Source organism: Effusibacillus pohliae DSM 22757 (assembly GCF_000376225.1).
GTDB classification, from domain to species: Bacteria; Bacillota; Bacilli; order Tumebacillales; family Effusibacillaceae; genus Effusibacillus; species Effusibacillus pohliae.
Genome location: NZ_AQXL01000129.1, coordinates 37,463 through 63,233, shown reverse-complemented (window position 1 = coordinate 63,233; position 25,771 = coordinate 37,463). Strand labels below are relative to the sequence as shown.

Genomic DNA, 25,771 nt, shown 5'->3' with positions numbered 1-25,771 from the left:
GTACGATCCCCTCCGCATGATCTATATGGCTTTCAACTGGAACCGGGACATGATTGTCTCAAGCTGCACGCATTCCGCAATCGTCCGCCGCACTGCAGAAGCCTCAAACCGCTCCCCCAGCCACGGCACCGTTCCCAGCACCGGCACGCGCGCCCACTCCTCGATCAAGCCCGGATTGGTTTCCTCCGCCACCCCGATCGGACCGCTGCCGAGCCCCGACAGGATGACGCCGATTACCTCGATCCCCCGCTGCCGGGCATATTCCACTGTCAAAATCGTATGGTTCACGGTGCCGAGATTCGGGCGGGCAACGAGTAGAAGCGGCAGCCGCAACCGTACCGCCACATCTGCCACGAGCGAATTTTCCGCATACGGGACGGCCAGCCCGCCGGCACCTTCGACGATCACAAACGAGTGGCGGTCGGCGATTGTTCGATACGCCGCTTCGATCTCCCGCAGCGTCAAGGACACCCCCGCCCGGCGCATCGCCACCAGCGGGGCCAGCGGTTCCTCGAACGAATAAGGGCAAATCAGGTCCAGCGGATCGTCCACACCGGCAAGCGCTTGCAACCTCGCTGCATCGCCTTCCGGATCGACCGTCAGGTGACCGCTCTGCAACGGCTTGCACACGCCCGCATCGATGCCCCGTTCCCGCAGTGCGCCAGCCAATCCTCCCGCTACAATCGTTTTGCCAATCCCGGTATCGGTTCCTGTCACAAGCAACCCGTTCATGCGATTCCGCCCTCCGTCACATCGAGTATCGCCTGTTCGAGAATGTCCAGCATTCCATCCAGTTCCTCATCGGTCGACGCGAGCGGCGGCATAAACACGATCACGTTACCCAGCGGCCGCAAGAGCATGCCCAGTTCCCGGCAGCGCCGACAGACGCGAACCCCGATCCGCTCTTCCCACGGAAACTCTTCTTTCGTCGCTTTGTCTTTCACCAGCTCGATGCCGACCATCAGCCCTTTTTGCCGGATATCGCCGACATGCTTCCGCTCATACAGCTTGGCCAGCCTCTCTGCCACCCGCTCCGCTTTCCGCGCCACTTCCTCAACCAGCCTGGTGTCCTGCATCAGCTGCAGATTGGCCAGAGCAACCGCGCACCCCAATTGGTTGCCGGTGTACGAATGGCCATGGAAAAACGTTTTTTTCTCCGCATACTCTCCCAGAAACGCCTCGTACACCTGATCGGTGGCGAGCGTCGCCGCCAGCGGCAGGTAGCCGCCGGTGATCCCTTTGGCAACCGCCATCAGATCAGGCGTGATCCCATCATGTTCACACGCGAACATTCTGCCCGTGCGCCCGAACCCGACCGCCACCTCGTCGGCGATCAACAGCACCTCATACCGGTCGCACAGTTCCCGGATTTTCCTCATATACCCGTCGGGCATGACGATGATTCCGCTTGCCCCCTGCACGACCGGTTCCACAATCAGCGCCGCAATCTCATGCGCTTTCTCCCGCAATAGCGCTTCCGTTTCTTCCAGGCAGGCTTCCGCACACCGCTTGCCGTGCGGACTCCGATATTCGTAGGGGTATGGAGCACGGTACGCAGGGAACAACAGCGGGGAAAACGCTTTGTGGTACAAATCGATCGCTCCCACCGACACGGCACCGATCGTGTCCCCGTGGTACGCTTCCCGCATCGTCACAAACATTTTTTTCTCCGGCCGGCCCTTATGCTGCCAGTACTGAAACGCCATCTTGACGGCGATCTCGACCGCTTCCGCTCCGGAGTCGGAGTAAAACACTTTGTTCAATCCCGGCGGGCTGATCCTGACAAGCTGTTCCGCCAGCAAAATCGCCGGCACATTCGCCATCCCCAAGAGGGTGGAGTGAGCGATTTTGCCCAATTGCTCCTGAATCGCCCGGTCCAGCTCCGGCACCCGGTGACCATGCACGTTCAGCCAGATGGAAGAAACGCCGTCCCAATACTCGTTGCCGTTCACATCGCGCAGTTTTCTGCCTTGCCCGCTCTCGATGATCACCGGATCATCCGCCACGTACTCTTTCATCTGCGTGAACGGATGCCACAGATACCGTTTGTTTTTGTCCGCCAACGTTTCATATGGAATCCCCATAACTCCCCTCCTGCAGCCGCGAAAAGTTAACAGTATGTAAAAATAGAGTTAACAATCCAATGATACCATTGGCTGAATTTGTCAAGCAAGCAAAAAAAATAAGACGAGCCGTCCGGAATTTTGTAAACCAATAAAAACAATCCAGTTAACATTAGATGCAAAATCAGGTACTATCATTACAAAGAAAAACGCATACAGGGAGATTCGGAATGGAGAACCAACTCAAACAAAAGTTTCTGTCGGAACTGGAACAGTTGCGGCAAATCGCCCAAAATAGGGGGCTGGCGGTGATCGAAGAAGCGGAGCAGCCGTGGTTGCAGATCGGCGGCAAACGCCTGCTGAACCTCGCCTCCAACAACTATTTGGGACTGGCCGGACACGAACGCCTGAAAAAAGCTGCCTGTGCGGCAATCGAAACACACGGGTGCGGCGCGACGGCGTCACGGCTGATCGTCGGCAACCATCTCGTTTACCGCCGGGCGGAGGAATCGCTTGTGAAGTGGAAAGGGAGCGAGGCCGGGCTGATTTTCAACAGCGGATATACGGCGAATATCGGCATCATTTCCAGCCTGGCGGGACGGGATGCAATCATCTTCAGCGACCGTTTGAACCATGCCAGCATCATCGACGGGATCCGGCTCAGCCGCTCCGAGTGTCAACGCTACCGGCACAACGATCTCGATCATCTGGAATCGCTGTTGAAAAAAACTACTCCATCCAAACCGAAGCTGATCGTCAGCGACACGGTGTTCAGCATGGATGGGGATGTGGCTGATCTTGCGGGTTTGGTCACATTGAAGGAACGGTACGGCGCCCTGTTGATCGTGGATGAAGCGCACGCCAGCGGCGTGTTCGGACCGTACGGAGAGGGGTATGTGCACCACCTGGGATTGCAGGATCGGGTGGATGTGCAAATGGGAACGTTCAGCAAAGCGCTGGGATGCTTTGGCGCGTATGTGGCAGGTGACCGCTGGTTGATCGATTACCTGATCAACAAAGCCCGCAGCTTCATCTTCACCACCGGATTGCCGCCGGCCGTTTTGGCTTCCGCGGCTGAGGCGATCGAACTGGTGCAGGAGGACTGGCAGCGCAGGCAGGCCTTGCAGGAGAACAGCCGATTTTTCCGGGAAGAACTCGCGCGGTTGGGCTTCGATCTGTGCAACAGCAGCACGCAGATCGTCCCGATCGTCATCGGCCCCAACGAGAAAACGCTGTTGTTCAGCCAAAAGCTGCAGCAGTTGGGAGTTGCGGCGATCGCGGTGAGACCGCCGACCGTTCCGGACAATCAGGCCCGCATCCGGTTCACGCTGATGGCTACTCACCGGCGTCAAGATTTGGCTGAAGCGGTCGAAAAAATCGCCCTGGTGGGCAGAGAACTGGGAGTGATTCGATGAACCACACGCTGCTGTTTCTGCTGCCCGGTTGGGGAATGCCGTCTGCCGTTTGGCAGCCCCTGCTACCCGCTTTGGAAAACTGGTTCCAGCCGGTTTGTGCCGATTGGCGCGATATCCATGATGTCGCAGGATTTGACCGGTATGTGGCGTCGCTGTTGGCAGACCATGCAGGTGACCGCTTTTCGATCATGGGGTGGTCGCTGGGGAGCTTGGCGGCACTGCGGGCCGCGGCACTTTTTCAGGAGCGGGTGAAGCATTTGGTTTTGTTTGGTGCGACCAGCCGGTTTGTCCGTGATGATCGGGGGGAGCAGCAGCTCGGTTGGCCGAAACGGATGGTGGAACGGATGAAACGCCAACTGCTGGAGAACCGGGAACAAACGCTGGATGCATTCTACCATTCGATGTTTTCCGGAGAGGAAATCCGGCGGGGACTTGACCGCCGCCTGATCGGACAACTGCAGGAAACGAATCGTGCGTTTTCCACCGACCAGTTGGCGGCCGGACTGGATTACCTGATGCAGGCAGATGCTGCAGACTCGCTGCCGGAAATTCGCAGTGCGGTATTGCTGATCCACGGCGAGGCGGATCCAATCTGTCCGGTCGATGGTTCCCGCCGCATCGCCAGCCGGGTGAGCGGCCCGGTTCGCGTCGAGATCTTGCCAGACACGGGGCACGTTCCTTTTTACACGCAACCGGAACGGTGTCTTTCAGCCATACGGGAGATGGTGAAATATGGAGACTGCGAAAATCGATAAACAACTGCTGCAAAAACGGTTCAGCCAAAACGCGAAAACATACGACCGCTATGCAAACGTGCAAAAAATCATGGCGCAGACGCTGCTCGAGCTGGCGTTTGAATCTTGTCGGGCGAAGGTCGAGTCGGCGAGCCGCTTGCACATTTTGGAAATCGGCTGCGGGACCGGCTTTTTGACCAGCCGACTGCAGCAGTGCTTCCCCAACGCCCTGATCACGGCGGTCGACCTGGCACCCGGCATGATTGAGGTGGCCAGGACGCGGGTCGCAGGCGATTCGGTCCGCTTCCTTGTCGGCGACATTGAAGAGATGCCGCTTACCGGCACTTACGATCTGATTATTTCCAACGCAACGTTTCAGTGGTTTAACCAACTGCCGGCCACTGTCCAACGCTTGTTTCATGCTTTAAATCGGCAAGGCGTGCTGCTCTTTTCCACATTCGGCAACCGCACGTTTCAGGAACTGCACGCCTCGTTCCAATTGGCGCAAGCAAAACAGGGTGTATCGAACCGGCATACACTCGGACAGCCATTTTACAGTCTGCCGGAATTGCGACGGGTTGTCACCGATGCGCTCAATCGGGCCGAATATCGGATCGATTGCTTTGAACGTACAGAAATGGAGAGATTCGATTCGGTCCGCGACTTCCTCACTTCCGTCAAAAAAATCGGCGCTAACAACAGCACTGCCGGAGACTATTGCATCCGCCCCCGGCTGATCCAGGACATGCTGGCGATCTATGAACAGCGATACCGGGACGGCCGCTCGGTCGTCGCCACTTACCATACCCTGTTCGTGCAGATCGCAAAAATCGGCCCGGCTGCTACTCCCACATGATATCGGATACGCCGTCAACCGCCTGCAGGCGGTCGGTAAGCTCCAGCATGTCCTGTCCGGGCGGCATGCTGATCGTCAATTCGGCCCGAATCAACTCCCCTTTTCCGTCATGCAAATTGACATGCCGGATGTTGCATCCTTCACTGCCCAGCACCGACGCGATCTGGCCCAGTTGTCCGGGGCGGTCTGCCATCGTGATGGAGACCGTCTTGTAACGGCTCGTCTTCCGGATGATGCCATACTCCACATACGGCAGGGCAAGTGTTGTGAACAGGACAAGCACAGTGGCGAGAATGCTGGCAAAATAAAACCCGGTTCCAACCCCCAGCCCGATCGCCATCACCATCCACAACGTGGCGGCGGTCGTCAAACCGGACACGACCAGATCGGGCCGCACCAAAATCGCCCCGCCGGCGAGAAACCCGATGCCCGATATCGCTTGCGCCGCCAGGCGGGCCGGGTCAAACCGCGCGTTGGGGTGGTCGACCAGATTGCCGAATCCATAGATCGAGATCAGCATGATCAGGCAACTGCTGAGACAAACCAGTACGTGCGTTTTAAATCCGGCCTGCTTGTTATGGTACTCCCTTTCCCACCCAACGATCCCGCCCAATAACAGCGCGAGCAGCAAACGTCCGACAATCGTGTAATAATACTCCGGCATCCAGCTCACTCCTTTCCGCAAACGTGCGCAGATTACAAAAGCAATTTTTTCAACAATATGGCGATTCCGTCGTTTTCATTCGACTCGGTGATGCAGTCGGCAAGTTCTTTCAAGCGGGAATCGGCGTTGCCCATCGCCACTCCGACACCCGCCCAGCGGATCATCTCGATATCGTTCTCCTCATCGCCAAAGGCGATCACATCCTCGCGTTCAAATCCGAATGTATCTGCCAAGATCTTGAGTCCCGTCGCTTTCGACACACCCGCTTTCACCACTTCGATCACATGGTAGGGAGTGCTCCAATAGCGGTGGGCGACCAACCGGCTGTAGGTACGGTTTAACGTTTCCCGCAGGGGTTCAATCTTTTCAGGGCTGGTGCGAATCAAAACGCTCGTCGGGTGTTCCAGCAGATAGGCCTCGATCGGTCCGACGCCGCGCGGCGGTACGCCGTCCGCCAACAACTCCATGAAATCGTCCACTTGCTGCACATAATAGGCGTCCTTGACCTCCACCATTACGTTTTCCACAGCAAATCGCTTGCATTCCTCCACGATCTGCAGCACCACTTCGCGATCCAGCGGAAAATGAATATCCCGTTCCGGACGGACGGGATCGTGAATCAGGGCGCCGTTAAAGTTGACCATCGGAGCGGTCAAATCCAGCTCGCAATGGTAGTGTACACTGCTGCGGGGCGGCCGGCCGGTGGCGATCACCACCTCATGACCGCGTTCCCGCACCTGCTGGATGATTTGCTTGGTGCTGGGAAGAATTTTTTTCTCGTTTGTCAACGCCGTCCCATCCAGATCGATTGCCACCAGGCGACGTCTCATAGCAGCAGCTCCTCTCCGTTTTCCGCTTTTGCAACAATGTACCGTTGATGCGCGCATGCGTCAAGCAGCCAGCAGCCCGTTTTTGCCACGGTGCAAGCGGGCTAGCCGCCACGGCTCGCGAAACATCCGGGCAACCAAATGCATGCGCAAAGCCCGCCCGCATGCGCGCGCATGGTTTCTGAAAATAATGTATCAATCTTCCAATATACGGACATAAAGATAGTATAAAAGGCACTTTGGAGGGATACTCAGTGGAAACAGTTGAGCGTTGGACAACGCGATCAGACGCTTGGACACCCGAAGACGACAACAAACTGGCGGAGATCGTGTTGCGCCATATTCGGGAAGGCAGCACGCAACTGAACGCGTTTGTGGAAGCTGCCAACCTGCTCGGCCGCACGCCGGCCGCCTGCGGATACAGATGGAACGGAGTGGTGCGCCGCAACTACTCCGACGAAATCAAACAGGCCAAGCAGGAAAAGAAAAGCCTGTCGACGTTGAAGGGCCACTTTGCCCGGCGCCGGACCTGGAGCCCGGACCTCGAGGACACTTCGATCGACGGGATTATCCGCGCGCTGAAACAGCACGAACGGCTCTATTATGAGTTGCTAGACCGCAATCGCGAACTGCAGGAGCAAATCCATTCGCTGCAGCAGGAAGTGGAGCAACTGCAAGCGGAAAACCGGCAACTGCGCGACCGGGAAATGTCTTCCGGCAGCGCGGCCGACCTGTTGTCGGAAGACTCAAAGACGCTGTTGAAGATCATGGAACGCGCCCGCAAGCTGCTGGAAGCGGAGGAGAAGTGAGCGAACGAGGCAGGCATTCCAAAGCCAACCGGCGGTTGCAAAAAATGTGCCCGGTTTTGGGAATGCCTGTTTCCTCTCTCCCGGCCTAATGACAGTACAGTTTTCCGGCACACGCGAGATACAACTGATAGCAGGCGTTCCGCCGGGGCGATCAGCCCAGCAGCGAGACGCCGCCGTCGACGACGATCGTCTGGCCGCGGATCATCCATGCTTCGTCCGAGCACAGGAACGCCACCACGTTGGCCAGGTCTTGCGGTTCCACTATCCGCCCCGCGGGTGTCCGCTTTCTGGCCGACTCCAACAGTTCCTCCCGATTGGGAAAATGGGTCAGGGCATCCGTATCGACCGCACCGCCAGACACGGCGTTGACGACGATGTTTTTCGGCGCCAGTTCAACCGCCAGATAGCGGGTCAGCGCTTCGAGGGCCGCTTTCGATACTCCGACCGTCGTGTAATTGTCCAGCACCCGCATCGAACCGAGACTCGATAGCGAGACAATTTTGCCGCCGCCCCGCTTTTCCATCAATGGAACCGCTTTTTGCGCGCAAAACAGCAGCGCCTTGGCGTTGATGTCGAGCGTCCAGTCCCAGTGATTTTCCTTCAGTTCCATAAGCGGCAACAACACGCCGGATGCGGCGTTGGACACGAGGATGTCCAGACCGCCAAATTCCGCTTCGATTTCTGTGAACATCCCGTCGATTTTTTCGAGATCCCCGACATTCGCCTTGATCAAATGGCAGCGCACGCCCCTGGCGCGGATCTGTTCAGCCGTTTCCTCAGCCGGCTTGCGGTTTCGAAAAAAATTGATGATCACATCACAGCCCCGGTCGGCCAGCGTCAACGCGATCGCCTTGCCGATCCCCCGGCTGCCGCCGGTGACAAGAGCCACTTTTCCTGTAAGCGATGACATATGTACCTCCTCTAAACATCTCATCCAGTGATGCAACCCATTATACACCATTTGCTCATTCCAATGAATCGAACGGCGGCCGCCGCTCGCGAATCGCCTGCAGCAGCGCCTGCAGTCCCGCTTCCGCCTGCCGCACGGTCTCCGGCGGATACCCCATTTTCCGGGCGTTTTCCGCAAATTCCTCCCGGTCCAGAACGTGCGGGCTCCCGTCCGCCTCCACATACACATCAAGATCGTAGTCGACAAATCGGACCTGCCCGGCCCCCGCGTCGAATTCGGGCGGTGCCGCCACGTTGCAGTACCATTCGGTTCCTTCCGGTTTTTTCAGGATAAAGGCGTTGTACCATTGCTCCGGATGAAAATACGCCTCCACCTCATAATCGCTCGTCCACACCGAACCGTCCTGCTCGCGTACGGGAGTCTGCGCCGGAATCAGCAGCCGCAGCGGCCGTTCTTCGATCACCCAGGCGGCATCCCAACTGCGATGTTTCGCCCTGTTATGTTTCGTCGTCAAAATGGTGACTTTCCGCATCGGACAAACACCTTCCCCATCCATCTCTGCCAGATACTGACCGATGATTTTTGACTAGCAATCTCGTATCATAGTAAATAGTTGACATAAAAGGGCCGTCCTTTTACTAAACCACGAAAGGAGGGATCGACTTGATCTGGTGGTTGATTCTGGGATCTCTCGCCTGCGTGCTCGCCTATTCCTATTGGAACACATTTCGTCCGGTGTTGCGAGAGGTTGACCTCGCGATTCCGGAAAAAAGCGGGATCAGCGAATTGAAAATCGTGCAACTGTCCGACCTGCATATGGAACGTCAGTCGATCTCCCCGCATCGTTTGCATGATTTGGTGGCGGCCGCCAAGCCGGACCTGATCGTCATGACCGGCGACTATCTGGATCGCTACCACAATATTGGAAAATGCCTGGAGTATCTGAAAGCGATCAAGCGGATCAATCCGAAGTACGGGATTTATATGGTGTTTGGCAACCATGACCATTACCTGGGCGAGCGGATTGACGAGTTCCAGCAGGCGATTGAGCAGACCGGCTGCCATGTGCTACGCAACGAATCGAGAACGATCGACATCGCTGGCAGCAAGCTGACGATCATCGGGATCGACGATCACTGTCTGGGCAAAAGCGATCTTGAGAAAGCGTACGCGCATGTGCCGGAAGACGGGGTCCATCTGGTGCTGGCGCACGATCCCAATACGATTCTCGCTATGCGGGACCAACACAAAGCTGATTATATCCTGTCCGGCCACTTCCACGGCGGGCAATTCAATCTGATTCCCTATTTGCATCGCGTGATGGGATTTGGCGAACTGCCGAAACAGGACATCCTGAAAGGCATGCACCGGATTAACGGCAAGCGGCTGTATATCTCGGAAGGTTTGGGACAAAGCGGACTGAACGTCCGCCTGCGCTCCCGCCCGGAGATCACCGTGCATACCCTGCGCACCGGCGCTGCGGCAAGACGGCGCTCTGCTAGCGCCGCCCGCGAATCGCTGCAGCCCGCTTGGGAGACGTTGTAGCTCGGATCGCGTATATCGTAGGCGTGATCCTCGAAGCTTGCCTGACACAAGATGTCAGGAAGTTCGGTCCAACTCGCAGACCGGAGGCGTGACTCTTTGGGTCGCGCCTTTTTTCGTGATTCGCCGACGGGACAGTCGAACTTGTACACAACTTTTGGTAAAATATAGAGGCATGCCAAAAGGAAACTCGGAAGGGGATCACAATCATGCAAAACTTGCTGAAGGGAAAAACGATCTTGGTCATGGGCGTTGCCAATGAACGAAGCATCGCCTGGGGCATTGCACAATCGTTACATAACGCTGGCGCCCGACTGGCGTTCACCTACCAGGGCGAGCGGGTGGAACGCCGCATCAAGGAACTGGTAAAAGACATTCCGGACGCGATCGTGCTGCCGTGCGATGTGACAAAAGACGAGGAGATCGATGCGGTCTTCGCCGCGCTTGAAAGGGAAGTCGGCACCCTGCACGGACTGGTTCACTCTTTGGCATTCGCGCAAAAAGAGGATCTGGAAGGAAAGTTTGTCGACACGTCGCGGGCGGGCTACTCGCTCGCGCAGGACATCTCCGCCTACTCGCTGGTGGCCGTCACGCAGCGGGCGCGCAAACTGATGAAAGAAGGCGGCTCAATCGTCACCATGACCTACCTCGGCGGCGAGCGGGTCGTGCCCGGCTACAACATGATGGGCGTGGCAAAAGCGGCGCTCGACATGTCGATGCGCTATCTGGCGGCCGACCTGGGACCGGAGAACATTCGGGTGAACGCCATCTCCGCCGGCCCGATCATGACGTTGGCGGCACGCGGCGTCCGCGATTTCTCCACCATGCTGAAGCTTGTCTCCGAAAAAGCGCCCCTGCGCCGCGGCGTCACCCAGGAGGAAGTAGGCAACACCGCACTGTTCCTGATGTCCGACCTCTCGTCCGGAATTACGGGAGAGATCATCCACGTCGACGCCGGCTACAACATCCTTGGGCTGTGAACCGGTACCCCGGGCTGTGAACCGGTACCCCCTGTGTCTCCATTTCACAGGGGGTTTTTCCGCCTCGTCTACACATAAAACACGCCCGGTATCACCCGTTCCGGGCTTTTCAACCGATACGCTCCGATCGACTCGTCATAATCGATCGTCAGATTTTCCTCCATATAAACTTGCGACGATTTGTCCACCAGTACGTGCACATTGCCGAACGAATACACGTCATCCTGCTTTCTCGGCTCGTCCAGAGCAAGATCGTACGTCATCGTCGCCCCTCAGCCGCCTTCCATCACCATCATCAGCCGTATATACACGTCCGGCTGTTCGTCGCTCGTCCACTCGGCCAATTTTTCCCGCGCCCGTTCCGTCAATGTGATCACAAGGCTCACCCCGCAATGTATAAACTATCCCTGAATGTCCCCAAGCTATCACAAAACCATGCAAGCGTCGGAGGTGTCGCACATGTATGCAGGCCGCAGGCTGGAAGAACTGCAAAACGCCCCGCTATCGAGTTGGTCATGGGAAGAACTCGCCTATTTCAAAAATTCGCTGACCGATTTGGAAGATTTTATAAGTGACGAGGGAGCCCGGCTGCTACGCCGGATTGAAGGCGAGATCCGCAACCGCGGCGGTCTCCCTGAATACGGCGGCAGCTATGACCTCCCGTCAGGCATCATCACCGATTAACCGGAAAATCTGACAGTCTGACAAGGCGCGACACGGCGCATCAGCCGGTGGCGCCTCTTTATGTAATGTACCTTACTTTTTTCAAGCTTGACAAAGCGGAGCTGTTGCCCGACAATTCTCGATATGACAGACTGCCGGATTACTTGATAAACTTTTTTTTCAGGGAAAATCCGCCGCCTGCCAGCAGCACGCCGAGCAGCAGAAACAGAACCCCGTACCCGTACATGGCTTCCGAAAACAGAATGCCAACCATCGCAAAGCTGCCCATCACCAGCAGCGTCAGGATAAAATAAGCGATTTTCGCTCGTTTCGACATTGTGTCAACCTCCGTCCCGATCTTCTGTCATCATAACATCGCGGTTCGCTGCCATCAACCTGGAATGAAAGAAGGCTTTCCAAATGAACGTACTGATCGTCTTACCGCCCAACCAGCCGCGTTCAGGCGGCAATGTGACATACTCGAACCGAATCAAAAAGGGGCTCGCTCCCCATGGCATACATGTCGAAATCCGGCCGCTCGACCATGTGCGGCAGCAGGATTTTCAACAGGCGGACATCATCCATGCATTCAACGCGTTCCGAACGGGCCGCTTCGTACTGCCGACCGTGAAACAAATGAAAAAACCCATGATTCTCACGATCACGGGCACCGACATCAACGAGTATATGACAAAAGAGGAAACACGGGACACCACCTACAGCGTCGTCGATTACGCGTCGCGGATTATCCTGTTGACCGAGTCTTCCCGCCGGGAGCTGCTAAAACTGGTGCCCGTCGCCGAACCGAAATCGTTCGTCGTCCACCTCGGCATCGACCTGCCGCAAGGCAGCTGCAAGCAGCGAGCCGATTTTGGACTGGCAGCAGACGACTTTGTGTTTCTCCTGCCCGCCGGCATCCGCCCCGTGAAAAATCCGCTGGCTGCCTACGAGCCGCTGCGCAGATTACAGGAATGCCACCCGGCCGTGCGGTTCGCTGTGGCGGGCCCGGCGATGGACCCCGATCTGTTTGCGGAATTTAAAAAGCGAATGGATGCGGCCGATTGGGCGATCTACCTGGGAGAAGTCGACCATGGCGACATGCCCGCGCTGCTGAGGTCGTCCGATGTGGTGCTCAACACGTCCAAGTCGGAGGGTCTGTCACACGCGCTGTTGGAAGCAATGTCGCTCGGCAAACCGGTGATTGCCTCCCGCGTGCCGGGCAACATCGACTTGATCCGGGACGGCGAAAACGGTTTCCTGTTCAGCCATCAGGACGAGTTTATCGAAAAAGCCACACTCTACATCGAAGATCCGCAATTGCGGCAACGGCTCGCCAACGCCGGTCGACGCTGGGTGCAGGAACGCTATTCGACCACCCGTGAGATCGAGATGTTCAAGCAAATCTACAATGACGTCATGTGCCGGGAGCATCTGCTGAATAACCAACAGGTTTTTTGATGGCGTTTCCCACTTTCTGCAGATACTTCTCTGCAACACGGGACGCCCGCTCCGGGTGTCCTTCCCGGATCGCCTCCGTCCATTCCCTGTAGTAATCGGCCACTTCCGTATAAGGCAGCACGGGAAGCGTCGCCCGAATCACATCCACCAGCGCTTCCGTCAACGCGTTCATCAGGTTCTGGATCACCGGATTGCCGGTTGCAGCGGCGATCGCCTGATGAAAGCGGATGTCCGCGCTGATGATATCTTGCTCCGTGCAAGCCCATTCGTACTCCATCAGCGCAGCCGCAATCTCCTCATACGCTTCGCCTGTCCGGTTGGCCGCCGCCCACCGGCTGGCGCCCACCTCGAGAATCGTCCGCACCTCGTGCAAACTGGCCAGATCGCTGCGTCCGATCAACAAGGCGGCTTGCAAAGGCGCATAGAGATGCCGGTGCAGATCGGCCTGCGACACAAACGTCCCGTCGCCTTGCCGCAGCTCCAAAAGCCCCTTGGCTTGCAGGGAAGACAGCGCCTCGCGGATCGTCGGCCGGCTGACGCCGAACTGTTTCGCCAGTTCCTTCATCGAAGGAAGCTTGTCCCCCGGCTGCAGATACCCCTGCTCGATCATCGCCTGAATGTCGCTCGCTATCTGTTTGTAAATGGCCCTGTTCTTCGATTGATCCCGTTTCATACTTTTATTTTACGCGCCCATCCCGATGATTTCCACTGCTTTTCCGGCAATTTCCCTACACAAAAAAGCCGCGTTGCCAGCGCCCGCAACGCAGCTTGCACACAATCAGCCGCTCAATCTCGCCGCAAGTTCAATCCGAACAAGCGGAGGATGAACAGGAACAGGTTGACAAAATTCAGATACAGGTTCAGCACGACGATCGGCACATCTTCTCTGGCCACGCCAAATCGCGTAATCTGGGAAATATCGAACAGCGTATAGCCGATGAAAATCAGCACGCCCAGCAGCGTGTACACCCAATTGGCTGTGCTTGAGAACGGGATGAACAGACCGACGATTCCCATACCGAGCAATGCGAGCAGTCCCATAAACAAAAATCCGACGAGGAAGCTGAAATCCGCCTTGGTGATCGAGGCATACAACGCCGCCCCGCCATAAGCGATCACCGTTACGGCGAACGCCGCAAGGACCATCGGGGCACCGATTTCGCTTACATAATTCCAAATCGCCGGGTACAACGTCACCCCCGAGATAAACGTGAACGCATACAGGAATCCGTATCCGACTGCACGCCTGCGGCGAATCAACATTGCCGCAAACACCATGATGATCTCCACCACCATCAACGGCAGAAACAGCTCACGCGGTACATACTGCCCGACATACAAGCCGACAGTAGCGAACAACAAGCTAAAGAACAAAGCCGGAAAAATCTCTCCCATCGTTACGCGAACGCCGGAAGTATAGGTGCGATCCATAACATCTCCTCCTCGGTGCTCTCAGAGCTTGCAGGTGTACTTGACATTTCATGCTGGTCTTTCAGGGGACTTTGCTGTTCATACATGGAACCTGCCTACGCTTTAAACCGCGAACCAAGCTTCGTCAGCAGCTTGGAAATATCCGAATCGAGCAGCGGCCGCCCTTCCTTTTGCAACTTCTCGCCGATCCGGCCCAATTCGTCGTAAATATAGGCCAGCACTTCGTACTTGTCCTGCCCTTTTTTCAATTCCATGCCGGCACTTTTCAACTGGTCCAGATACACTTCGCCGCCGCCTGCGGTCGCGGTGCCAGAGGGCGTCGACTTGTCATACACGGCGATGATGCCGGAGTTATTGACGATAAAATACACCGTAAAGTACGGCGAGTTGAAAGAATCCTCTCCGTAGACAAAACTGGCGCATACGCACCGTTCCATTTTTCGGACTGTAAAATTGACCGTTTGTTCTGCAGACATAAGCCCTCCGCCAATCAACAGGACGATTGCGGCCCATCCGGAACGCGGACCGTAAAATCATCCTCGAATTCATCATACTCGATCTCAACCTGACTGATGTGGGAAGCGGCAAACGGATCCAGGACGAACCGCAGCCCCTTCACTTCAAACTGCCGGTCGTGCGGTTGTGGCTCATCCAGAGCCAGCAAATACCGAAAACCGCCTCATCCGGGAGCGACCTTAATCCGGATGCAGAGGTGCTCCTCATTCTGCTCCTGTTGAATCTGCCTGATCTTCTCGACCGCCAGGTCGCTGATCTGAATCATGCCATCTCCTCCGTATGTCTATTTTAACACATTTCTGTAAAAAACCATATTTTCATGCGCTCGCGACCGCCCTCCAGCAGCTCGTCCAGACGCGCCCGCAGCTCCCGATAGGCGGCTTGTTGGGTAAGCCCCTGCACGATTGACTCATACTGGCCGATCGATTCGACGGTAAACGTCTCAAGAAACTGGTTCGGCCGTTGATTGCTTTCCAGCACAGCGAAATCGTCAAGCCCCGCCGCCCGCATCAGCTGTTTCCACTGCGGCGACCACCGCAGATAGGCCGCCCGTTTTTCCGGCAAAATTTTATATTCAAAAAATCCCCGAACCTGTCCCATTCAAAAACCTCCCTAGACCAATCCGGCCAGCGCTTTCGCCAGCTTCTGATGGGCGACCGGCATCGGAAAATCGGCCAACTGCCAAACCTGCACCCAGCGCGTATCTTCCGCTTCTGCAGCTGCCCCGCCGTTCGCTTCACATGTATAAGCCTGCAAATTCCAGCGGATGTGGCTAAACGTATGCTGCACATTGGCAAAATGGGACTGTACCCTGACGGACAGGTTCCATTTTTCGGCGAAAATGCGTTGAAGGGCCGCTTTATGCGACTCGCCGCCGGCCACCTCCCCGCCAGGAAACTCCCACAGTCCCGCCAACAGCCCTTGCGGCGGGCGGCGCGTGATCAGCACACGGCCGGCATTCCAGACGATCCCGGTCGCGATGTCAATCGGACGAGGCGGCTTTTTCTTGCCTTTGACCGGCAGATCTTCCTGCACCCCTTCCTTGTATGCGCGGCACATGTCGTGCACGGGGCAGCGTTCGCATCGAGGATGTTTCGGCATGCACACCCGCGCCCCCAACTCCATCAACGACTGGTTAAAATTGGACGCCTCCCCCGGCGGAATCAGAAACTCGGCCAGCGCTTCAAACTTCTTGCGGGCAGCAGGCTTCGATACATCATCTTCGATCAGGAAAATCCGCGACAGCACGCGAAACACATTGCCATCCACCGCTGGCACCGGCACATTGTAGGCGATCGACAGCACCGCGCCAGATGTATATCGCCCGACGCCAGGGAGGGCCAACATCTCCTCCTGCTTGTCCGGCACCCGGCCGCCATATTTCGCTTTCACTTCGCGCACAGCCGCCTGCAGGTTGCGTGCCCGCGAATAATAGCCGAGTCCTTCCCACAGTTTCAATACTTCCTCTTCCGGTGCATCCGCCAGCGCCTCCACCGTCGGAAACCGTTCGATAAACCGATTCCAATAGGGAATCACCGTCTCCACACGGGTTTGCTGGAGCATCACTTCCGATACCCAGATTTTATAAGGATCGCTTGTCCTGCGCCACGGCAGGTCGCGTTTCGCCTCGTTGTACCACGCGAGCAGCCGCTTGCCGACTTCGGCCGCTTCCCTGTAACTCACATCCACCATAAAGCAAGCCCCTTTCTCCCCTCATTATATGTGGAGAACAGGGGCTTGCATAGCCATCTTCACCTACCAGCGCAGCCCGTATCTTTCACCCGGCATGGCAACCGGCCCGGAATCGGGCTCCGCCAACCGTTCCTGTACCCGTGACAGCTGAAACATCACACCGTCGGCCGGCGAAACGGACTCGCCGGATTCCGGCACAACCGGCAATTGAAACAGCAAAAAATACCTGTCCATCAGCAACCCTCCTGTCAAAACAGACCCGTCGGTCGACCGGGAATCGTGTCTTTCCCTCTACACTGTATGCCGAACCGGGCCATCGCGTCCCAATAGCCGGCAACGGTTGGCAACCTCCGACTTACGCTTTCCGGCGAGGTCGGCCGCTTCACGATTTCTGTTTCCACATCGACCACCCGAATCCGATCACAAGGACCAGCCCGATCACAGGCCATTTTAAAACGCGGAACCAGTAAAAAAACGACTCCCAAAACGCGTGCCATTGTGCCAATGCTTCCACCCCATGCGGCGTTGTCAGCTTCAGTATACAAGCCGCACGAATTTCGGAAAAGTTACATTTGCGTTACAAAACGAGGGGAGAGTGGCCGCGTGCTCTGCCATCCGCACATGAAAGACGCCATGCAAAAAGCGCCCTGCAGCCGGAGAGCGGCGGTTGACGCAGCGGCCGCATCCCTGGCAAAAGGCGCTTTTTCGAAAAAGGCCAATCTTCCCGGTCAGGACAAAACCTGCCGAATCCGTTCAAATGCCCAGTCGAGTTCTTCCTTACGAATGATCAACGGAGGGGCGAAGCGAATGGTCGTTGCATGCGTTTCTTTGCAGAGCAGCCCCAACGCTTTCAAGTTTTCACAGTAGGGTCTCGCGTTGGTATGGAGCTCGACGCCAATGAACAATCCCCTGCCTCGGATCTCTTTGATCTTCGGATTTTGGATCTGTTGCAATTGTTTCAGGAAGTAATCGCCCAGTTCGGCCGATTTGCGAGCCAGATCCTCGTCGACGATCACATCAATCGCCGCGTTGGCCACGGCGCATGCCAGCGGGTTCCCACCGAAAGTGGAGCCATGCGAACCGGGATCAAACACTCCAAGGATCTCCCGGTCGGCCGCCACGGCGGAAATCGGCATCACACCCCCGCCCAGCGCCTTGCCCAGAATGTACATATCCGGTTTGACGTCTTCCCAATCGCACGCGAACATTTTGCCGGTTCGGCCGAGTCCGGTTTGGATTTCGTCCGCCACAAACAGCACCCTCTGCTGTTTGCAAATTTCGTACGCCTGCCGCAAATAGCCTTCCGGCGGAATGATGATCCCGGCTTCCCCCTGAATCGGTTCCAGCAAAAAGGCAGCGGTGTTCGGGGTAATCGCCTGTTTCAACGCTTCGATGTCGCCGTACGGAATGATTTTGAAACCGGGTGTCAGCGGCCCGAATCCACGACGGTATGCTTCCTCCGACGAAAAAGAAACGATAGTGGTCGTGCGCCCGTGGAAGTTTCCTTCACAGACGATAATTTCAGCCTGGTTGTCCGGAACTTTTTTCACATCGTACGCCCAGCGTCGAACCGCCTTGATCGCCGTCTCCACCGCTTCCGCGCCGCTGTTCATCGGCAGAACCATCGGCTTGCCGGTCAGCCGCGCCACTTTTTCATAAAAAATATGCAGTTGGTCGTTGTGGAAAGCGCGCGATGTCAACGTGACTTTGTCCGCCTGCTCTTTCAGCGCCTGGATGATCCGCGGATGGCGATGCCCCTGGTTGAGGGCGGAGTAGGCGCTCAACATGTCCATGTAGCGGTTTCCTTCCGGATCCTCCACCCAGATACCTTCTGCTTTTGAGATCACGATCGGTAGCGGATGATAATTGTGAGCCCCGTAACGTTCCGTCTGCTCAATCACTTCGCGGGTAGATGGCATGCGCCGATCCCTCCGTTCGGTTGTCACTTGCTGTCCTACTTCAGGTTTTCCGGATTGAGCGGTTCCAATTCAGACACCACGAAGCGGCCATCCTTGCGAATCAGGCGATCATCGAACCAGATCTCGCCGCCGCCGTATTCGGGACGCTGAATGCACACCATATCCCAGTGAATCGCCGATTGGTTGCCATTATAAGCGTCATCATAGCATTGCCCCGGAGTGAAGTGGAAGGAGCCGTCGATTTTTTCGTCAAACAGAGTGTCTTTCATCGGCGTTTGGATGTACGGATTGAAACCGATCGAAAATTCGCCGATGTAACGGGCGCCTTCGTCTGTATCCAAAATTTTGTTGATCCGCTCTGTATCGTTGGCGGTCGCGTTGACGATTTTTCCGTCTTTGAATTCGAGCCGCACGTTTTCAAACGTGAATCCCTGATACGGAGTCGGGACGTTGAATGTGATCACGCCGTTGACCGAATCGCGCACCGGCGCCGAATACACTTCTCCATCCGGAATGTTGTGCTCGCCGTCGCACTTTTTCGAGCCGATCCCTTTGATCGAGAAGGTAAGCTCCGTGCCGGGACCGACGATTTTCACACGGTCGGTGTTGTCCATCAGTTCTTTCAGCGGGTCCATCGCTCTTGACATCTTGGCGTAGTCGAGCGTGCATACATCGAAATAAAATTTTTGAAACGCCTCGGTGCTCATGTCCGCCAGCTGCGCCATTGATGGATTGGGATAGCGAAGCACCACCCATTTCGTCTTTTTCACCCGGGTGGAACTATGTACCACATGATTATAGAGAGAATTGTACATTCTCATTTTGTCAGCCGGAACATCGGACAACTCCGAAATGTTGTGGGCGCCGCGGACCGCGATGTAAGCCTGCATTTTTTCCATCTGGAACGTGTCGCATTCCGCCCAGGTCCGGATTTGCTCTTCTGTTCCTTCCATCAGCAACCGGCGAATCACCGTGGAGTCCCGCAGGTTGACATGCGGATACCCTCCTGCCCGGTGCACCATTTTCACCAGCTCATTCACCAGCGGCGTATCGATGTTGAACGCTTCGATCAGCACATGTTCGCCTTTTTGCACATTGCACGAATAGTTCACCAGCACATCCGCCAATTTTGTCAGTCGTGGATCTACCATCGCGTTCGCTCCCCTCTTTGGTTTTGGATTGATCGTGCGTTGCTTCCATGAACAGTTTTATTTTATACTACCGTGCTAATATGTTCCAGCGAGCAAACTCAACCGCTAATTTCCTGACATGCATCTCCTTGATTCGAGCACACTACTGATGAGGAGGTGCTGTGTATGTGGGAAATGGTCTCGAACATGATTCCGATGGCCAATCGGATGATGCCGGGACGTCGGAACCGCGGGATGAACACAGCAACAGCCATGCTGATTGGCGCTGCGGTTGGCATTGCCACCTGGGAGGTGGTGCGCCGGACCACCCCGATGGGCAACCTCCGCGGTGTCAATGACAAGGCACTCTCCGACATGGCAGAAGAGGTTATGGATGCCATCCAGTAACCGCCGGACACAAAAAGAAGCACGGGGAGCAGTTCCCGTGCTTCTTGTCAATCTGTTACGCGCAAATCTCGTTTCATTAGCAGTATTTAGCAATACGGCCAATCTGTTCTTACCTGATTGCTTACAGGTTGGCGTTCAGTGTAATGGCCCCGTCTTCCGTTCGAACAAATACAGGGAAGGTACCTTTCCCCATTTTTTCCGTAACTTTCGATCCGTTGGGCGAAGAATCCGACTTGGTGGGGCCTTTCACCAGGCCGCGGCTCGACTCGCCGACAAACTCGAGATTCGACTGTTCGGGTACGCGGATCGATACCATGCCGCGAGCGGAACTCAGCATCCAGGCGCCGCCCACTTCGCTTTCGACCGTGATGCCCCCGGTGCCGGAGTTGAGTGTAACCGCTTTTTTCAGATGGGACGCTTGAATCGGACCGTTCTCGACGCGGGCGTCGACATCACCCTGTACCGAGTCGATCTGCACCCGCCCGTTTTTACAGACGATGCTGAGCGATCCCCCGATATGGCTCGCCCGAATCTGCCCGAATGTATTTTCCAGAACGGCCTTGCCTGTCACCTGATCCACTTCCAGGCTGCCTGCTTTCGTCTTGATTTCCAAGTCTCCCTCGACGCCGTTGACGGTCACTTGACCGTTATCATCGGCAATTGTCGCCTTTCCTTTAATCTGGCTGACATTCACATCGCCCGATCCGGTGCTGACCACCACGTCACCGACGTGATCCTTGACCGATACATTTCCGTTATGGGACAGCACCTGCAGGGCAATTTTTGCCGGCACAAAAATTTCCAGATCAACTCCCGTTATCTTCGACGACATTTCGAGCGACGGATCCACATCCACCCGAAACGTCGCCCCTTGCGTGACGCGGGGAGTGCCTTTTTTTGCCTCGTCGTTCGCCTGCTGGGCGTTTGCGTTTCGGACATGCACTTTCGTCTTGATCAAGATCGATTCGCTGTTCGATTGGCTTACCTTGACGGCGCCCGTGCGGCTATAGACCTCAAGCCGCTGCATATCTTTTGCCGCGAACCTCGCATCGGGCAACTCCACCGTTTTGTCTGTCAACGCATCGCGCACGTTGAGCAGGCTCGTTTGCACCATGCCTTGCATTCCCAGCATCGTCTGCTGCGAGTAAAGCGCGATTGAGAAGATCCCCACCAGACAAAGCAACGCGATGCTACGGGCGTCGACGCGAATGTCTTCATCCAGCTGTTGTTTTTTCACACAGTACAGACTCCACAAGAGTTCCGCTCCCAGTCCCAGAATCACGACTGGCCAAAACGGCAGGATCCGCGAAAACACCGGCTTGCCGAACGCCTGGTCAAGCAGCAGCAAAATTCCCAGAGCCAGTAATGTGAGAGCGCTTGTGAGAGTTCCGACTTTGCGCATTCCCGGTCTCCTTCACCCACTTGGCTTATGCAAACACTGGCTCTTTAAAATCGGCCAGTTTTTTCAGCGACTCTTGTTCCACATCCGCATGCAGGGAGTTTCCGTGCGCATCCATGGTAACGATGGCGGCAAACCCTTCCACCTGCAGATGCCACATCGCTTCCGGTATTCCGAACTCTTCCAGGAAGTGAACACCTTCGACCTCTTTTACGCACTTCGCGTAATACTGGGCTGCGCCGCCGATCGCATTCAGGTAGACAGCCCCATGCTCCTGCAGGCCAGCCAGCGTTTTCGCTCCCATGCCGCCTTTGCCGATGACAGCGCGAACGCCAAATTTTTTAATAATATCAGCCTGATACGGCTCTTCCCGAATCGACGTGGTCGGTCCCGCCGCCTTCACATGCCATTTGCCGTTTTCGTCTTGCAGCATCACCGGACCGCAATGATAGATGATGCCGCCGGCAAGATCAACCGGCGAGTCGTGGTCCATCAGATATTTGTGCAGCGCATCGCGGCCTGTGTGTACCGGGCCATTGATGATCACCACGTCGCCCACTTTCAGGCTGCGGATCTGCTCTTCCGTGACCGGCGCCTGCAGCACCACCTGGCGTCCGCCGCCGGCTACCACCCCTGCTTCCGCCGCCGGTTGCTCCGCCACAGCTTCTTTGTAAATCCATTCCTGAATCGCGCCCGTGGCAGGATCGATTTTGACACCTTGCCGCCGGAACGCCCAACAGTTGTAAGCAACCGATACAAAGAACGAAGCCGGCAGCCGATTCATCACACCCACTTTGCAGCCCAACAGCGTAATGTTGCCGCCAAAGCCCATCGTCCCGATGGAAAGCTGATTGGCATGCTCCATAATGTATTCTTCCAGCTTTCTCAAATCTTCGTTCGGATTGACATCATCCACGCGCCGGAACAATTGCTGCTTCGCTAGCGCATAACCGGACGTCCTGTCGCCGCCAATGCCAACACCGATGAAGCCAGCCGAGCAGCCCTGCCCCTGCGCCTGCCAAACGGCGTGCAAAATGCATTTGCGGATGCCGTCCAGATCGCGTCCCGCTTTGCCCAGCCCTTCCAGTTCGCAAGGGAGCGAATACTGAATGTTCTTGTTCTCGCAGCCGCCGCCTTTCAAAATCAGGCGGACGTCGATATAATCGTTCTCCCATTGTTCAAAATGGATCACGGGCGTTCCCGGACCCAGGTTGTCGCCCGAGTTCTTGCCGGTCAGCGAATCGACCGAGTTGGGGCGCAGCTTGCCCAGTTTTGTCGCTTCCGCGATCGCTTCCTGGATCGCTTTTTTCATCTCGATCTGGTTGGCCCCGACCGGACAATGAATCTCGAATGTCGGCATTCCGGTATCCTGACAGATAGGCCCTTCCACTTCTTCCGCCATCCTGATGTTCTCGGCGATGGTGGAAAGCGCCAGCGACGACCGCGTGCCCATTTCCTCCTGCAGGCGGGCGGCCGCAATCACTTTTTTCACGTCAGACGGCAAATTGGTCGATGTCTCAATAATCAGCTTGAGCATGCTTTCCTTAAATTGTTGCATCGTTGTCCCCACTTCCCTCTCAGTGCCGTGTCGCATTGTTTCTCTCCCAATATCATTACAAGTATAGCACACCCGCCAGCAAGCGGGCAATTAACATGTTTAAGTATTGTTTATAATTATTTAATGATTGCTTGGTAGCCGATTTTCCATTCATCCACCGGCACTTGATCGATCGGGCAAGGGCGGGAAAAATAATAGCCCTGCCCGTATTCGATCCCGATCTCACGCAGCTTCTGCAGATCCTCCAACAGCTCAATCCCTTCCGCAATCAGTTGCATGTTGAACAAATCCCCGATTTGCTTGAAATTCTCAATCATCAAGCTTTTCGCTCCGGATTTGTGGAGATCGCGCACGAGTTCCATGCAGATTTTCACAAAATGCGGCCGCATCCGCATCAGTTCCACCATGTTGGAATTGCCCCGGCCGAGATCGTCCATTGCGATTGCAACGCCCAGTTGGTCGGTAAAATGCCGCCAGGCAAAACCGGACGGCATGTGCTCGGTGACTTCCAGAACGACGGTATCCTCGCACGAAAACTTGAAAATTCTTACCGTTTGCTCGAGCGTCTGTTTCGAAACGTCCGCTTCAATATTGAAAAATAGTCCTTTTTCGAGAAACGGTTTGATCGTCTGAATCTTCTGGGTCAGCTTCCTGCAAGACAACAGCGTCAGTTGTTCCAAAACTCCATATTGGCGGGCAAGACTGAACATTTCGTCCGGCCGCAACACTCCGCCGGGTGCGCGGCTCAGAATTTCCACCGCTTCCACCCTTCCCGTGCGGAGGTTCACGATCGGTTGAGCTGCCAACTCGAGCGACTCATTGTAGAGCATATGAAACAAAAACATCGGTTTCAAATTTGCCGGAACAGATCCCTGATGCATGAATCCACCTCGCTGTAAACGGCGACCGGCCAGCAAAAAACCATTCCGCAGATTGCGTTCCATGAACCGGCCGGTTGCACAAATCCGCCTGATTATCCAAGCGGCCAGATGCGAGTGACTACGATATTCTTACTTCGCCAGTATGAAAGATTTTCCTTTCGAATTTTGTCTAACGGGAAAAATTTTATCGGTCAGGGACGCAGTTCCAGTTTCGTAACACTTTCGACATGAGCCGTTTGCGGAAACATATCGACCGGCTGTACATTGCGAATTTCGTATTTGTCAAGCAGGATGCTGCAGTCTTTCGCCAAAGTCGCAGGGTTGCAGGATACGTACACGATCCGCTTCGGCAACGCTTGCAGCAGCGCCCGCAACAGAGACTCGTCGCAGCCGGTGCGGGGAGGATCGACGACTACCACATCCGGCCGGTATCCTTTTTTTACAAGATCAGCCAGCACCTGTTCCGCCTGTCCAACGACGAACCGGGCGTTGCCGATTCCCGACCGTCCGGCATTTTCCCTGGCGTCCGCGATCGCTTCCGGAATCGCATCGATCCCCAGCACCTCTTTCGCCTGCGGCGCCAGCCAGAGGCCGATTGTTCCCACGCCGCAATACGCGTCCACAACAACTTCCTTGCCGGTCAGTTCAGCCGCTTCCGCCACCAGATTGTACAACTTTGTGGTTTGTTCCGGATTCAGTTGAAAAAACGCCCTTGGCGAAAGCGCAAACCGTACGTTGCCCAACCGTTCCTCAATCTTCTGTTTGCCCCACAGCAGAATCGTTTTCTCACCAAAGATCAACGGCGTTTTCGCCGGGTTGACATTCTGCATGATACTCGTCAAATCCGGCAGGCGCTGCCGCAAGCGCTCGATCAGCTCCCGTTTTTTCGGCAGTTCCTCCGTGCGGGTGACGAGCGTGAGTTGGACTTCTCCCGTTTCAAACCCGATCCGCGGCACGATCGTCCGCACGACGCCGGAATGCTTTTTTTCGTTGTAAATCGGTATGCTCAGTTCCTCCAGCGTATCGCGCACCACCCGTACAATCTCGTTGGTGGTCGGATGCTGGATGGGGCAATCGGAGGTGTCCACCAGCTTGTGCGTGCCGGGTGCGTACAGGCCGGCCATCACCCTGCCGCCAACGATCGTCACCGGCAGCTGAGCTTTGTTCCGGTACGCCCAAGGGTGGTCCATGCCGATCGTCGGTTGAATGGGCAAATCCTGCAAACCTGTATAGCGGGCGAACGACTCCCTCACCAGCTCCCGCTTCCATTCCAACTGGGCTTGATAATCAAGATGTTGCAACGTGCAGCCGCCGCACCGTTCATACACGGGACACGGAGGCTTCACCCGCTGCTTCGACTGCCGCACGATCCGCAGCAGCTTCGCCCGGGCAAAATTGGCTGCCACCTCCGTGATTCGGGCGACCACCTTTTCACCCGGCAAGGCACCGTCAACAAACACCACCTGCCGCTCGACATAGCCGATTCCCTCGCCGTTGATCCCCAATCGGTTCACGTCCATCGCCACCACTTCACTGGGCCGCAGGCGAATCGAGCCTGGGATCTGTCTGCGTCTGCCTGAGCGTTTTTTCGTTTGTAGAGTCATCATGGTGCCGTCCTTCCTTTCCGAAGTCCCCATCATTACGTGCCATATCCGCAACTGGTTCGGACCCAAGCTGACATACGTAAGCCTAGTATCACCAAGAAATCGCCAATGTTCAACTGTTTGTTTGCAATGAACCGGAACACCCGTTGCGAGGGGAGACCCCGGCAGCGCGGAGGCGAATCCGGAAGCACACTGCCGGGGGGGAGGACGGTGGTGAGGAGACTAAGAAAAACGGGGAGGAATCACGCGATCGAATGAGGCGGGATCGTACTACGTACGACAAATGTTCAGTCGATCGCGGGCGGGGTGAAC

At 56.1% G+C, this 25,771-nt stretch carries 30 protein-coding genes; 9 read left to right on the top strand and 21 right to left on the bottom strand.

Annotation, left to right across the window (positions count from 1 at the left end; all coding sequences use genetic code 11):
- Positions 1 to 21 precede the first annotated feature (21 nt).
- Both bioD and bioA read right to left on the bottom strand, forming a co-directional pair.
- Positions 22 to 732, bottom strand: a complete 711-nt coding sequence (gene bioD, locus C230_RS20500; RefSeq protein ID WP_018132666.1) for a dethiobiotin synthase — start codon at positions 730 to 732, stop codon at positions 22 to 24.
- Entirely contained in the window at positions 729 to 2,084 is a 1,356-nt protein-coding gene (gene bioA, locus C230_RS0113940; RefSeq protein WP_018132665.1) for an adenosylmethionine--8-amino-7-oxononanoate transaminase, read from the bottom strand. The genes bioD and bioA overlap by 4 nt, the downstream gene beginning before the upstream one ends.
- A 209-nt stretch (positions 2,085 to 2,293) precedes the next feature.
- On the opposite strand from bioA, the gene bioF reads away from it, so the two are divergent.
- Genes bioF through bioC form a run of 3 tightly spaced genes read left to right on the top strand, consistent with a single transcriptional unit; the run spans position 2,294 to position 5,068 of the window.
- Positions 2,294 to 3,478 (top strand): 8-amino-7-oxononanoate synthase, encoded by a 1,185-nt coding sequence (bioF, locus tag C230_RS0113935; RefSeq protein ID WP_018132664.1) that lies wholly within the window; start codon positions 2,294 to 2,296, stop codon positions 3,476 to 3,478.
- Positions 3,475 to 4,233: an alpha/beta fold hydrolase gene (locus C230_RS21460; RefSeq protein ID WP_018132663.1), complete on the top strand. Its 759-nt coding sequence runs from the start codon at positions 3,475 to 3,477 to the stop codon at positions 4,231 to 4,233. The genes bioF and C230_RS21460 overlap by 4 nt, the downstream gene beginning before the upstream one ends.
- Positions 4,211 to 5,068, top strand: a complete 858-nt coding sequence (gene bioC, locus C230_RS0113925; RefSeq protein WP_018132662.1) for a malonyl-ACP O-methyltransferase BioC — start codon at positions 4,211 to 4,213, stop codon at positions 5,066 to 5,068. Before C230_RS21460 ends, bioC begins: the two co-directional genes overlap by 23 nt.
- Here bioC and C230_RS0113920 read toward each other — a convergent pair.
- Both C230_RS0113920 and C230_RS0113915 read right to left on the bottom strand, forming a co-directional pair.
- A complete protein-coding gene (locus C230_RS0113920; RefSeq protein ID WP_018132661.1) occupies positions 5,055 to 5,732 on the bottom strand; it encodes an MgtC/SapB family protein in 678 nt (225 codons plus the stop codon). The genes bioC and C230_RS0113920 overlap by 14 nt on opposite strands.
- Before the next feature lie 32 nt (positions 5,733 to 5,764).
- Positions 5,765 to 6,562 carry a Cof-type HAD-IIB family hydrolase gene (locus C230_RS0113915; protein ID WP_018132660.1) on the bottom strand — a complete coding sequence of 266 codons (798 nt, stop codon included), beginning with the start codon at positions 6,560 to 6,562 and terminating at the stop codon, positions 5,765 to 5,767.
- Positions 6,563 to 6,813: 251 nt separating this feature from the next.
- Here C230_RS0113915 and C230_RS0113910 point away from each other — a divergent pair, with 251 nt between their 5' ends.
- Complete coding sequence (locus C230_RS0113910; protein ID WP_018132659.1) at positions 6,814 to 7,368, top strand: RsfA family transcriptional regulator; 555 nt, start codon at positions 6,814 to 6,816, stop codon at positions 7,366 to 7,368.
- Between the two features lie 151 nt (positions 7,369 to 7,519).
- On the opposite strand, the gene fabL is transcribed toward C230_RS0113910, so the two are convergent.
- Positions 7,520 to 8,278 (bottom strand): enoyl-[acyl-carrier-protein] reductase FabL, encoded by a 759-nt coding sequence (gene fabL / locus C230_RS0113905; protein WP_018132658.1) that lies wholly within the window; start codon positions 8,276 to 8,278, stop codon positions 7,520 to 7,522.
- A gap of 55 nt (positions 8,279 to 8,333) precedes the next feature.
- Positions 8,334 to 8,810 (bottom strand): DUF402 domain-containing protein, encoded by a 477-nt coding sequence (locus C230_RS0113900; protein ID WP_018132657.1) that lies wholly within the window; start codon positions 8,808 to 8,810, stop codon positions 8,334 to 8,336.
- Between the two features lie 131 nt (positions 8,811 to 8,941).
- On the opposite strand from C230_RS0113900, the gene C230_RS0113895 reads away from it, so the two are divergent.
- Both C230_RS0113895 and fabI read left to right on the top strand, forming a co-directional pair.
- Complete coding sequence (locus C230_RS0113895; RefSeq protein WP_018132656.1) at positions 8,942 to 9,823, top strand: metallophosphoesterase; 882 nt, start codon at positions 8,942 to 8,944, stop codon at positions 9,821 to 9,823.
- A 206-nt stretch (positions 9,824 to 10,029) separates the two neighbouring features.
- A complete protein-coding gene (gene fabI, locus C230_RS0113890) occupies positions 10,030 to 10,800 on the top strand; it encodes an enoyl-ACP reductase FabI (RefSeq protein ID WP_018132655.1) in 771 nt (256 codons plus the stop codon).
- A 68-nt stretch (positions 10,801 to 10,868) separates the two neighbouring features.
- Here the strand turns inward: fabI and C230_RS0113885 are convergent, their stop codons facing one another.
- A complete protein-coding gene (locus C230_RS0113885) occupies positions 10,869 to 11,063 on the bottom strand; it encodes an iron-sulfur cluster biosynthesis family protein (RefSeq protein ID WP_018132654.1) in 195 nt (64 codons plus the stop codon).
- 196 nt (positions 11,064 to 11,259) lie between these two features.
- Between C230_RS0113885 and C230_RS0113875 the strand changes: the two genes are divergently transcribed.
- Positions 11,260 to 11,484 carry a hypothetical protein gene (locus C230_RS0113875; protein WP_018132652.1) on the top strand — a complete coding sequence of 75 codons (225 nt, stop codon included), beginning with the start codon at positions 11,260 to 11,262 and terminating at the stop codon, positions 11,482 to 11,484.
- Positions 11,485 to 11,623: 139 nt separating this feature from the next.
- On the opposite strand, the gene C230_RS22660 is transcribed toward C230_RS0113875, so the two are convergent.
- Complete coding sequence (locus C230_RS22660) at positions 11,624 to 11,800, bottom strand: hypothetical protein (RefSeq protein WP_018132651.1); 177 nt, start codon at positions 11,798 to 11,800, stop codon at positions 11,624 to 11,626.
- Between the two features lie 83 nt (positions 11,801 to 11,883).
- Between C230_RS22660 and C230_RS0113865 the strand changes: the two genes are divergently transcribed.
- Entirely contained in the window at positions 11,884 to 12,921 is a 1,038-nt protein-coding gene (locus C230_RS0113865) for a glycosyltransferase (protein WP_018132650.1), read from the top strand.
- On the opposite strand, the gene C230_RS20490 is transcribed toward C230_RS0113865, so the two are convergent.
- The 9 genes from C230_RS20490 to C230_RS0113810 all read right to left on the bottom strand — a co-directional run bounded on the left by C230_RS20490 (position 12,878) and on the right by C230_RS0113810 (position 19,630).
- Positions 12,878 to 13,594: a FadR/GntR family transcriptional regulator gene (locus tag C230_RS20490; protein WP_018132649.1), complete on the bottom strand. Its 717-nt coding sequence runs from the start codon at positions 13,592 to 13,594 to the stop codon at positions 12,878 to 12,880. The two genes, C230_RS0113865 and C230_RS20490, sit on opposite strands and share 44 nt — an antisense overlap.
- A gap of 113 nt (positions 13,595 to 13,707) precedes the next feature.
- Entirely contained in the window at positions 13,708 to 14,352 is a 645-nt protein-coding gene (locus tag C230_RS0113855; RefSeq protein WP_018132648.1) for a Bax inhibitor-1/YccA family protein, read from the bottom strand.
- A 95-nt stretch (positions 14,353 to 14,447) separates the two neighbouring features.
- Positions 14,448 to 14,828 (bottom strand): hypothetical protein, encoded by a 381-nt coding sequence (locus tag C230_RS0113850; RefSeq protein WP_018132647.1) that lies wholly within the window; start codon positions 14,826 to 14,828, stop codon positions 14,448 to 14,450.
- A 14-nt stretch (positions 14,829 to 14,842) separates the two neighbouring features.
- Positions 14,843 to 15,016: a hypothetical protein gene (locus tag C230_RS22655; protein WP_018132646.1), complete on the bottom strand. Its 174-nt coding sequence runs from the start codon at positions 15,014 to 15,016 to the stop codon at positions 14,843 to 14,845.
- 140 nt (positions 15,017 to 15,156) lie between these two features.
- A complete protein-coding gene (locus C230_RS0113835; protein WP_018132644.1) occupies positions 15,157 to 15,468 on the bottom strand; it encodes an MFS transporter in 312 nt (103 codons plus the stop codon).
- 12 nt (positions 15,469 to 15,480) lie between these two features.
- Entirely contained in the window at positions 15,481 to 16,560 is a 1,080-nt protein-coding gene (gene mutY / locus C230_RS0113830) for an A/G-specific adenine glycosylase (protein ID WP_018132643.1), read from the bottom strand.
- Between the two features lie 63 nt (positions 16,561 to 16,623).
- Positions 16,624 to 16,794, bottom strand: a complete 171-nt coding sequence (locus C230_RS22650; RefSeq protein ID WP_018132642.1) for a hypothetical protein — start codon at positions 16,792 to 16,794, stop codon at positions 16,624 to 16,626.
- 494 nt (positions 16,795 to 17,288) lie between these two features.
- Positions 17,289 to 18,479: an ornithine--oxo-acid transaminase gene (locus C230_RS0113815; protein WP_018132640.1), complete on the bottom strand. Its 1,191-nt coding sequence runs from the start codon at positions 18,477 to 18,479 to the stop codon at positions 17,289 to 17,291.
- A 35-nt stretch (positions 18,480 to 18,514) separates the two neighbouring features.
- Entirely contained in the window at positions 18,515 to 19,630 is a 1,116-nt protein-coding gene (locus C230_RS0113810) for an aminopeptidase (RefSeq protein ID WP_018132639.1), read from the bottom strand.
- Between the two features lie 165 nt (positions 19,631 to 19,795).
- On the opposite strand from C230_RS0113810, the gene C230_RS0113805 reads away from it, so the two are divergent.
- Positions 19,796 to 20,017 carry a hypothetical protein gene (locus C230_RS0113805; protein ID WP_018132638.1) on the top strand — a complete coding sequence of 74 codons (222 nt, stop codon included), beginning with the start codon at positions 19,796 to 19,798 and terminating at the stop codon, positions 20,015 to 20,017.
- A 121-nt stretch (positions 20,018 to 20,138) separates the two neighbouring features.
- Here the strand turns inward: C230_RS0113805 and C230_RS0113800 are convergent, their stop codons facing one another.
- The 4 genes from C230_RS0113800 to rlmD form a co-directional block, all read right to left on the bottom strand.
- Positions 20,139 to 21,419 carry a DUF4097 family beta strand repeat-containing protein gene (locus C230_RS0113800; protein WP_018132637.1) on the bottom strand — a complete coding sequence of 427 codons (1,281 nt, stop codon included), beginning with the start codon at positions 21,417 to 21,419 and terminating at the stop codon, positions 20,139 to 20,141.
- 25 nt (positions 21,420 to 21,444) lie between these two features.
- On the bottom strand, positions 21,445 to 22,974 hold the full coding sequence (locus C230_RS0113795) for a fumarate hydratase (RefSeq protein WP_018132636.1): 1,530 nt from the start codon (positions 22,972 to 22,974) through the stop codon (positions 21,445 to 21,447).
- A gap of 116 nt (positions 22,975 to 23,090) precedes the next feature.
- Positions 23,091 to 23,855, bottom strand: a complete 765-nt coding sequence (locus C230_RS0113790) for an EAL domain-containing protein (protein ID WP_026174324.1) — start codon at positions 23,853 to 23,855, stop codon at positions 23,091 to 23,093.
- Between the two features lie 191 nt (positions 23,856 to 24,046).
- A complete protein-coding gene (rlmD, locus tag C230_RS0113785) occupies positions 24,047 to 25,462 on the bottom strand; it encodes a 23S rRNA (uracil(1939)-C(5))-methyltransferase RlmD (protein WP_018132634.1) in 1,416 nt (471 codons plus the stop codon).
- Positions 25,463 to 25,771 lie beyond the last annotated feature (309 nt).

Coding starts and splice junctions, on each gene's coding strand:
- C230_RS20490 (WP_018132649.1), bottom strand. CDS start 13,594: ATGAAACGGGATCAATCGAAGAACAGGGCCATTTACAAACAGATAGCG.
- C230_RS0113900 (WP_018132657.1), bottom strand. CDS start 8,810: ATGCGGAAAGTCACCATTTTGACGACGAAACATAACAGGGCGAAACAT.
- fabI (WP_018132655.1), top strand. CDS start 10,030: ATGCAAAACTTGCTGAAGGGAAAAACGATCTTGGTCATGGGCGTTGCC.
- C230_RS0113815 (WP_018132640.1), bottom strand. CDS start 18,479: ATGCCATCTACCCGCGAAGTGATTGAGCAGACGGAACGTTACGGGGCT.
- fabL (WP_018132658.1), bottom strand. CDS start 8,278: ATGTCATCGCTTACAGGAAAAGTGGCTCTTGTCACCGGCGGCAGCCGG.
- C230_RS0113795 (WP_018132636.1), bottom strand. CDS start 22,974: ATGCAACAATTTAAGGAAAGCATGCTCAAGCTGATTATTGAGACATCG.
- C230_RS0113810 (WP_018132639.1), bottom strand. CDS start 19,630: ATGGTAGATCCACGACTGACAAAATTGGCGGATGTGCTGGTGAACTAT.
- C230_RS0113865 (WP_018132650.1), top strand. CDS start 11,884: ATGAACGTACTGATCGTCTTACCGCCCAACCAGCCGCGTTCAGGCGGC.
- bioC (WP_018132662.1), top strand. CDS start 4,211: ATGGAGACTGCGAAAATCGATAAACAACTGCTGCAAAAACGGTTCAGC.
- mutY (WP_018132643.1), bottom strand. CDS start 16,560: ATGGTGGATGTGAGTTACAGGGAAGCGGCCGAAGTCGGCAAGCGGCTG.
- C230_RS22650 (WP_018132642.1), bottom strand. CDS start 16,794: ATGGACAGGTATTTTTTGCTGTTTCAATTGCCGGTTGTGCCGGAATCC.
- C230_RS0113835 (WP_018132644.1), bottom strand. CDS start 15,468: ATGGGACAGGTTCGGGGATTTTTTGAATATAAAATTTTGCCGGAAAAA.
- C230_RS21460 (WP_018132663.1), top strand. CDS start 3,475: ATGAACCACACGCTGCTGTTTCTGCTGCCCGGTTGGGGAATGCCGTCT.
- rlmD (WP_018132634.1), bottom strand. CDS start 25,462: ATGATGACTCTACAAACGAAAAAACGCTCAGGCAGACGCAGACAGATC.
- bioD (WP_018132666.1), bottom strand. CDS start 732: ATGAACGGGTTGCTTGTGACAGGAACCGATACCGGGATTGGCAAAACG.
- bioA (WP_018132665.1), bottom strand. CDS start 2,084: ATGGGGATTCCATATGAAACGTTGGCGGACAAAAACAAACGGTATCTG.
- C230_RS0113915 (WP_018132660.1), bottom strand. CDS start 6,562: ATGAGACGTCGCCTGGTGGCAATCGATCTGGATGGGACGGCGTTGACA.
- C230_RS22660 (WP_018132651.1), bottom strand. CDS start 11,800: ATGTCGAAACGAGCGAAAATCGCTTATTTTATCCTGACGCTGCTGGTG.
- C230_RS0113920 (WP_018132661.1), bottom strand. CDS start 5,732: ATGCCGGAGTATTATTACACGATTGTCGGACGTTTGCTGCTCGCGCTG.
- C230_RS0113885 (WP_018132654.1), bottom strand. CDS start 11,063: ATGACGTACGATCTTGCTCTGGACGAGCCGAGAAAGCAGGATGACGTG.
- C230_RS0113875 (WP_018132652.1), top strand. CDS start 11,260: ATGTATGCAGGCCGCAGGCTGGAAGAACTGCAAAACGCCCCGCTATCG.
- bioF (WP_018132664.1), top strand. CDS start 2,294: ATGGAGAACCAACTCAAACAAAAGTTTCTGTCGGAACTGGAACAGTTG.
- C230_RS0113800 (WP_018132637.1), bottom strand. CDS start 21,419: ATGCGCAAAGTCGGAACTCTCACAAGCGCTCTCACATTACTGGCTCTG.
- C230_RS0113850 (WP_018132647.1), bottom strand. CDS start 14,828: ATGTCTGCAGAACAAACGGTCAATTTTACAGTCCGAAAAATGGAACGG.
- C230_RS0113855 (WP_018132648.1), bottom strand. CDS start 14,352: ATGGATCGCACCTATACTTCCGGCGTTCGCGTAACGATGGGAGAGATT.
- C230_RS0113805 (WP_018132638.1), top strand. CDS start 19,796: ATGTGGGAAATGGTCTCGAACATGATTCCGATGGCCAATCGGATGATG.
- C230_RS0113790 (WP_026174324.1), bottom strand. CDS start 23,855: ATGCATCAGGGATCTGTTCCGGCAAATTTGAAACCGATGTTTTTGTTT.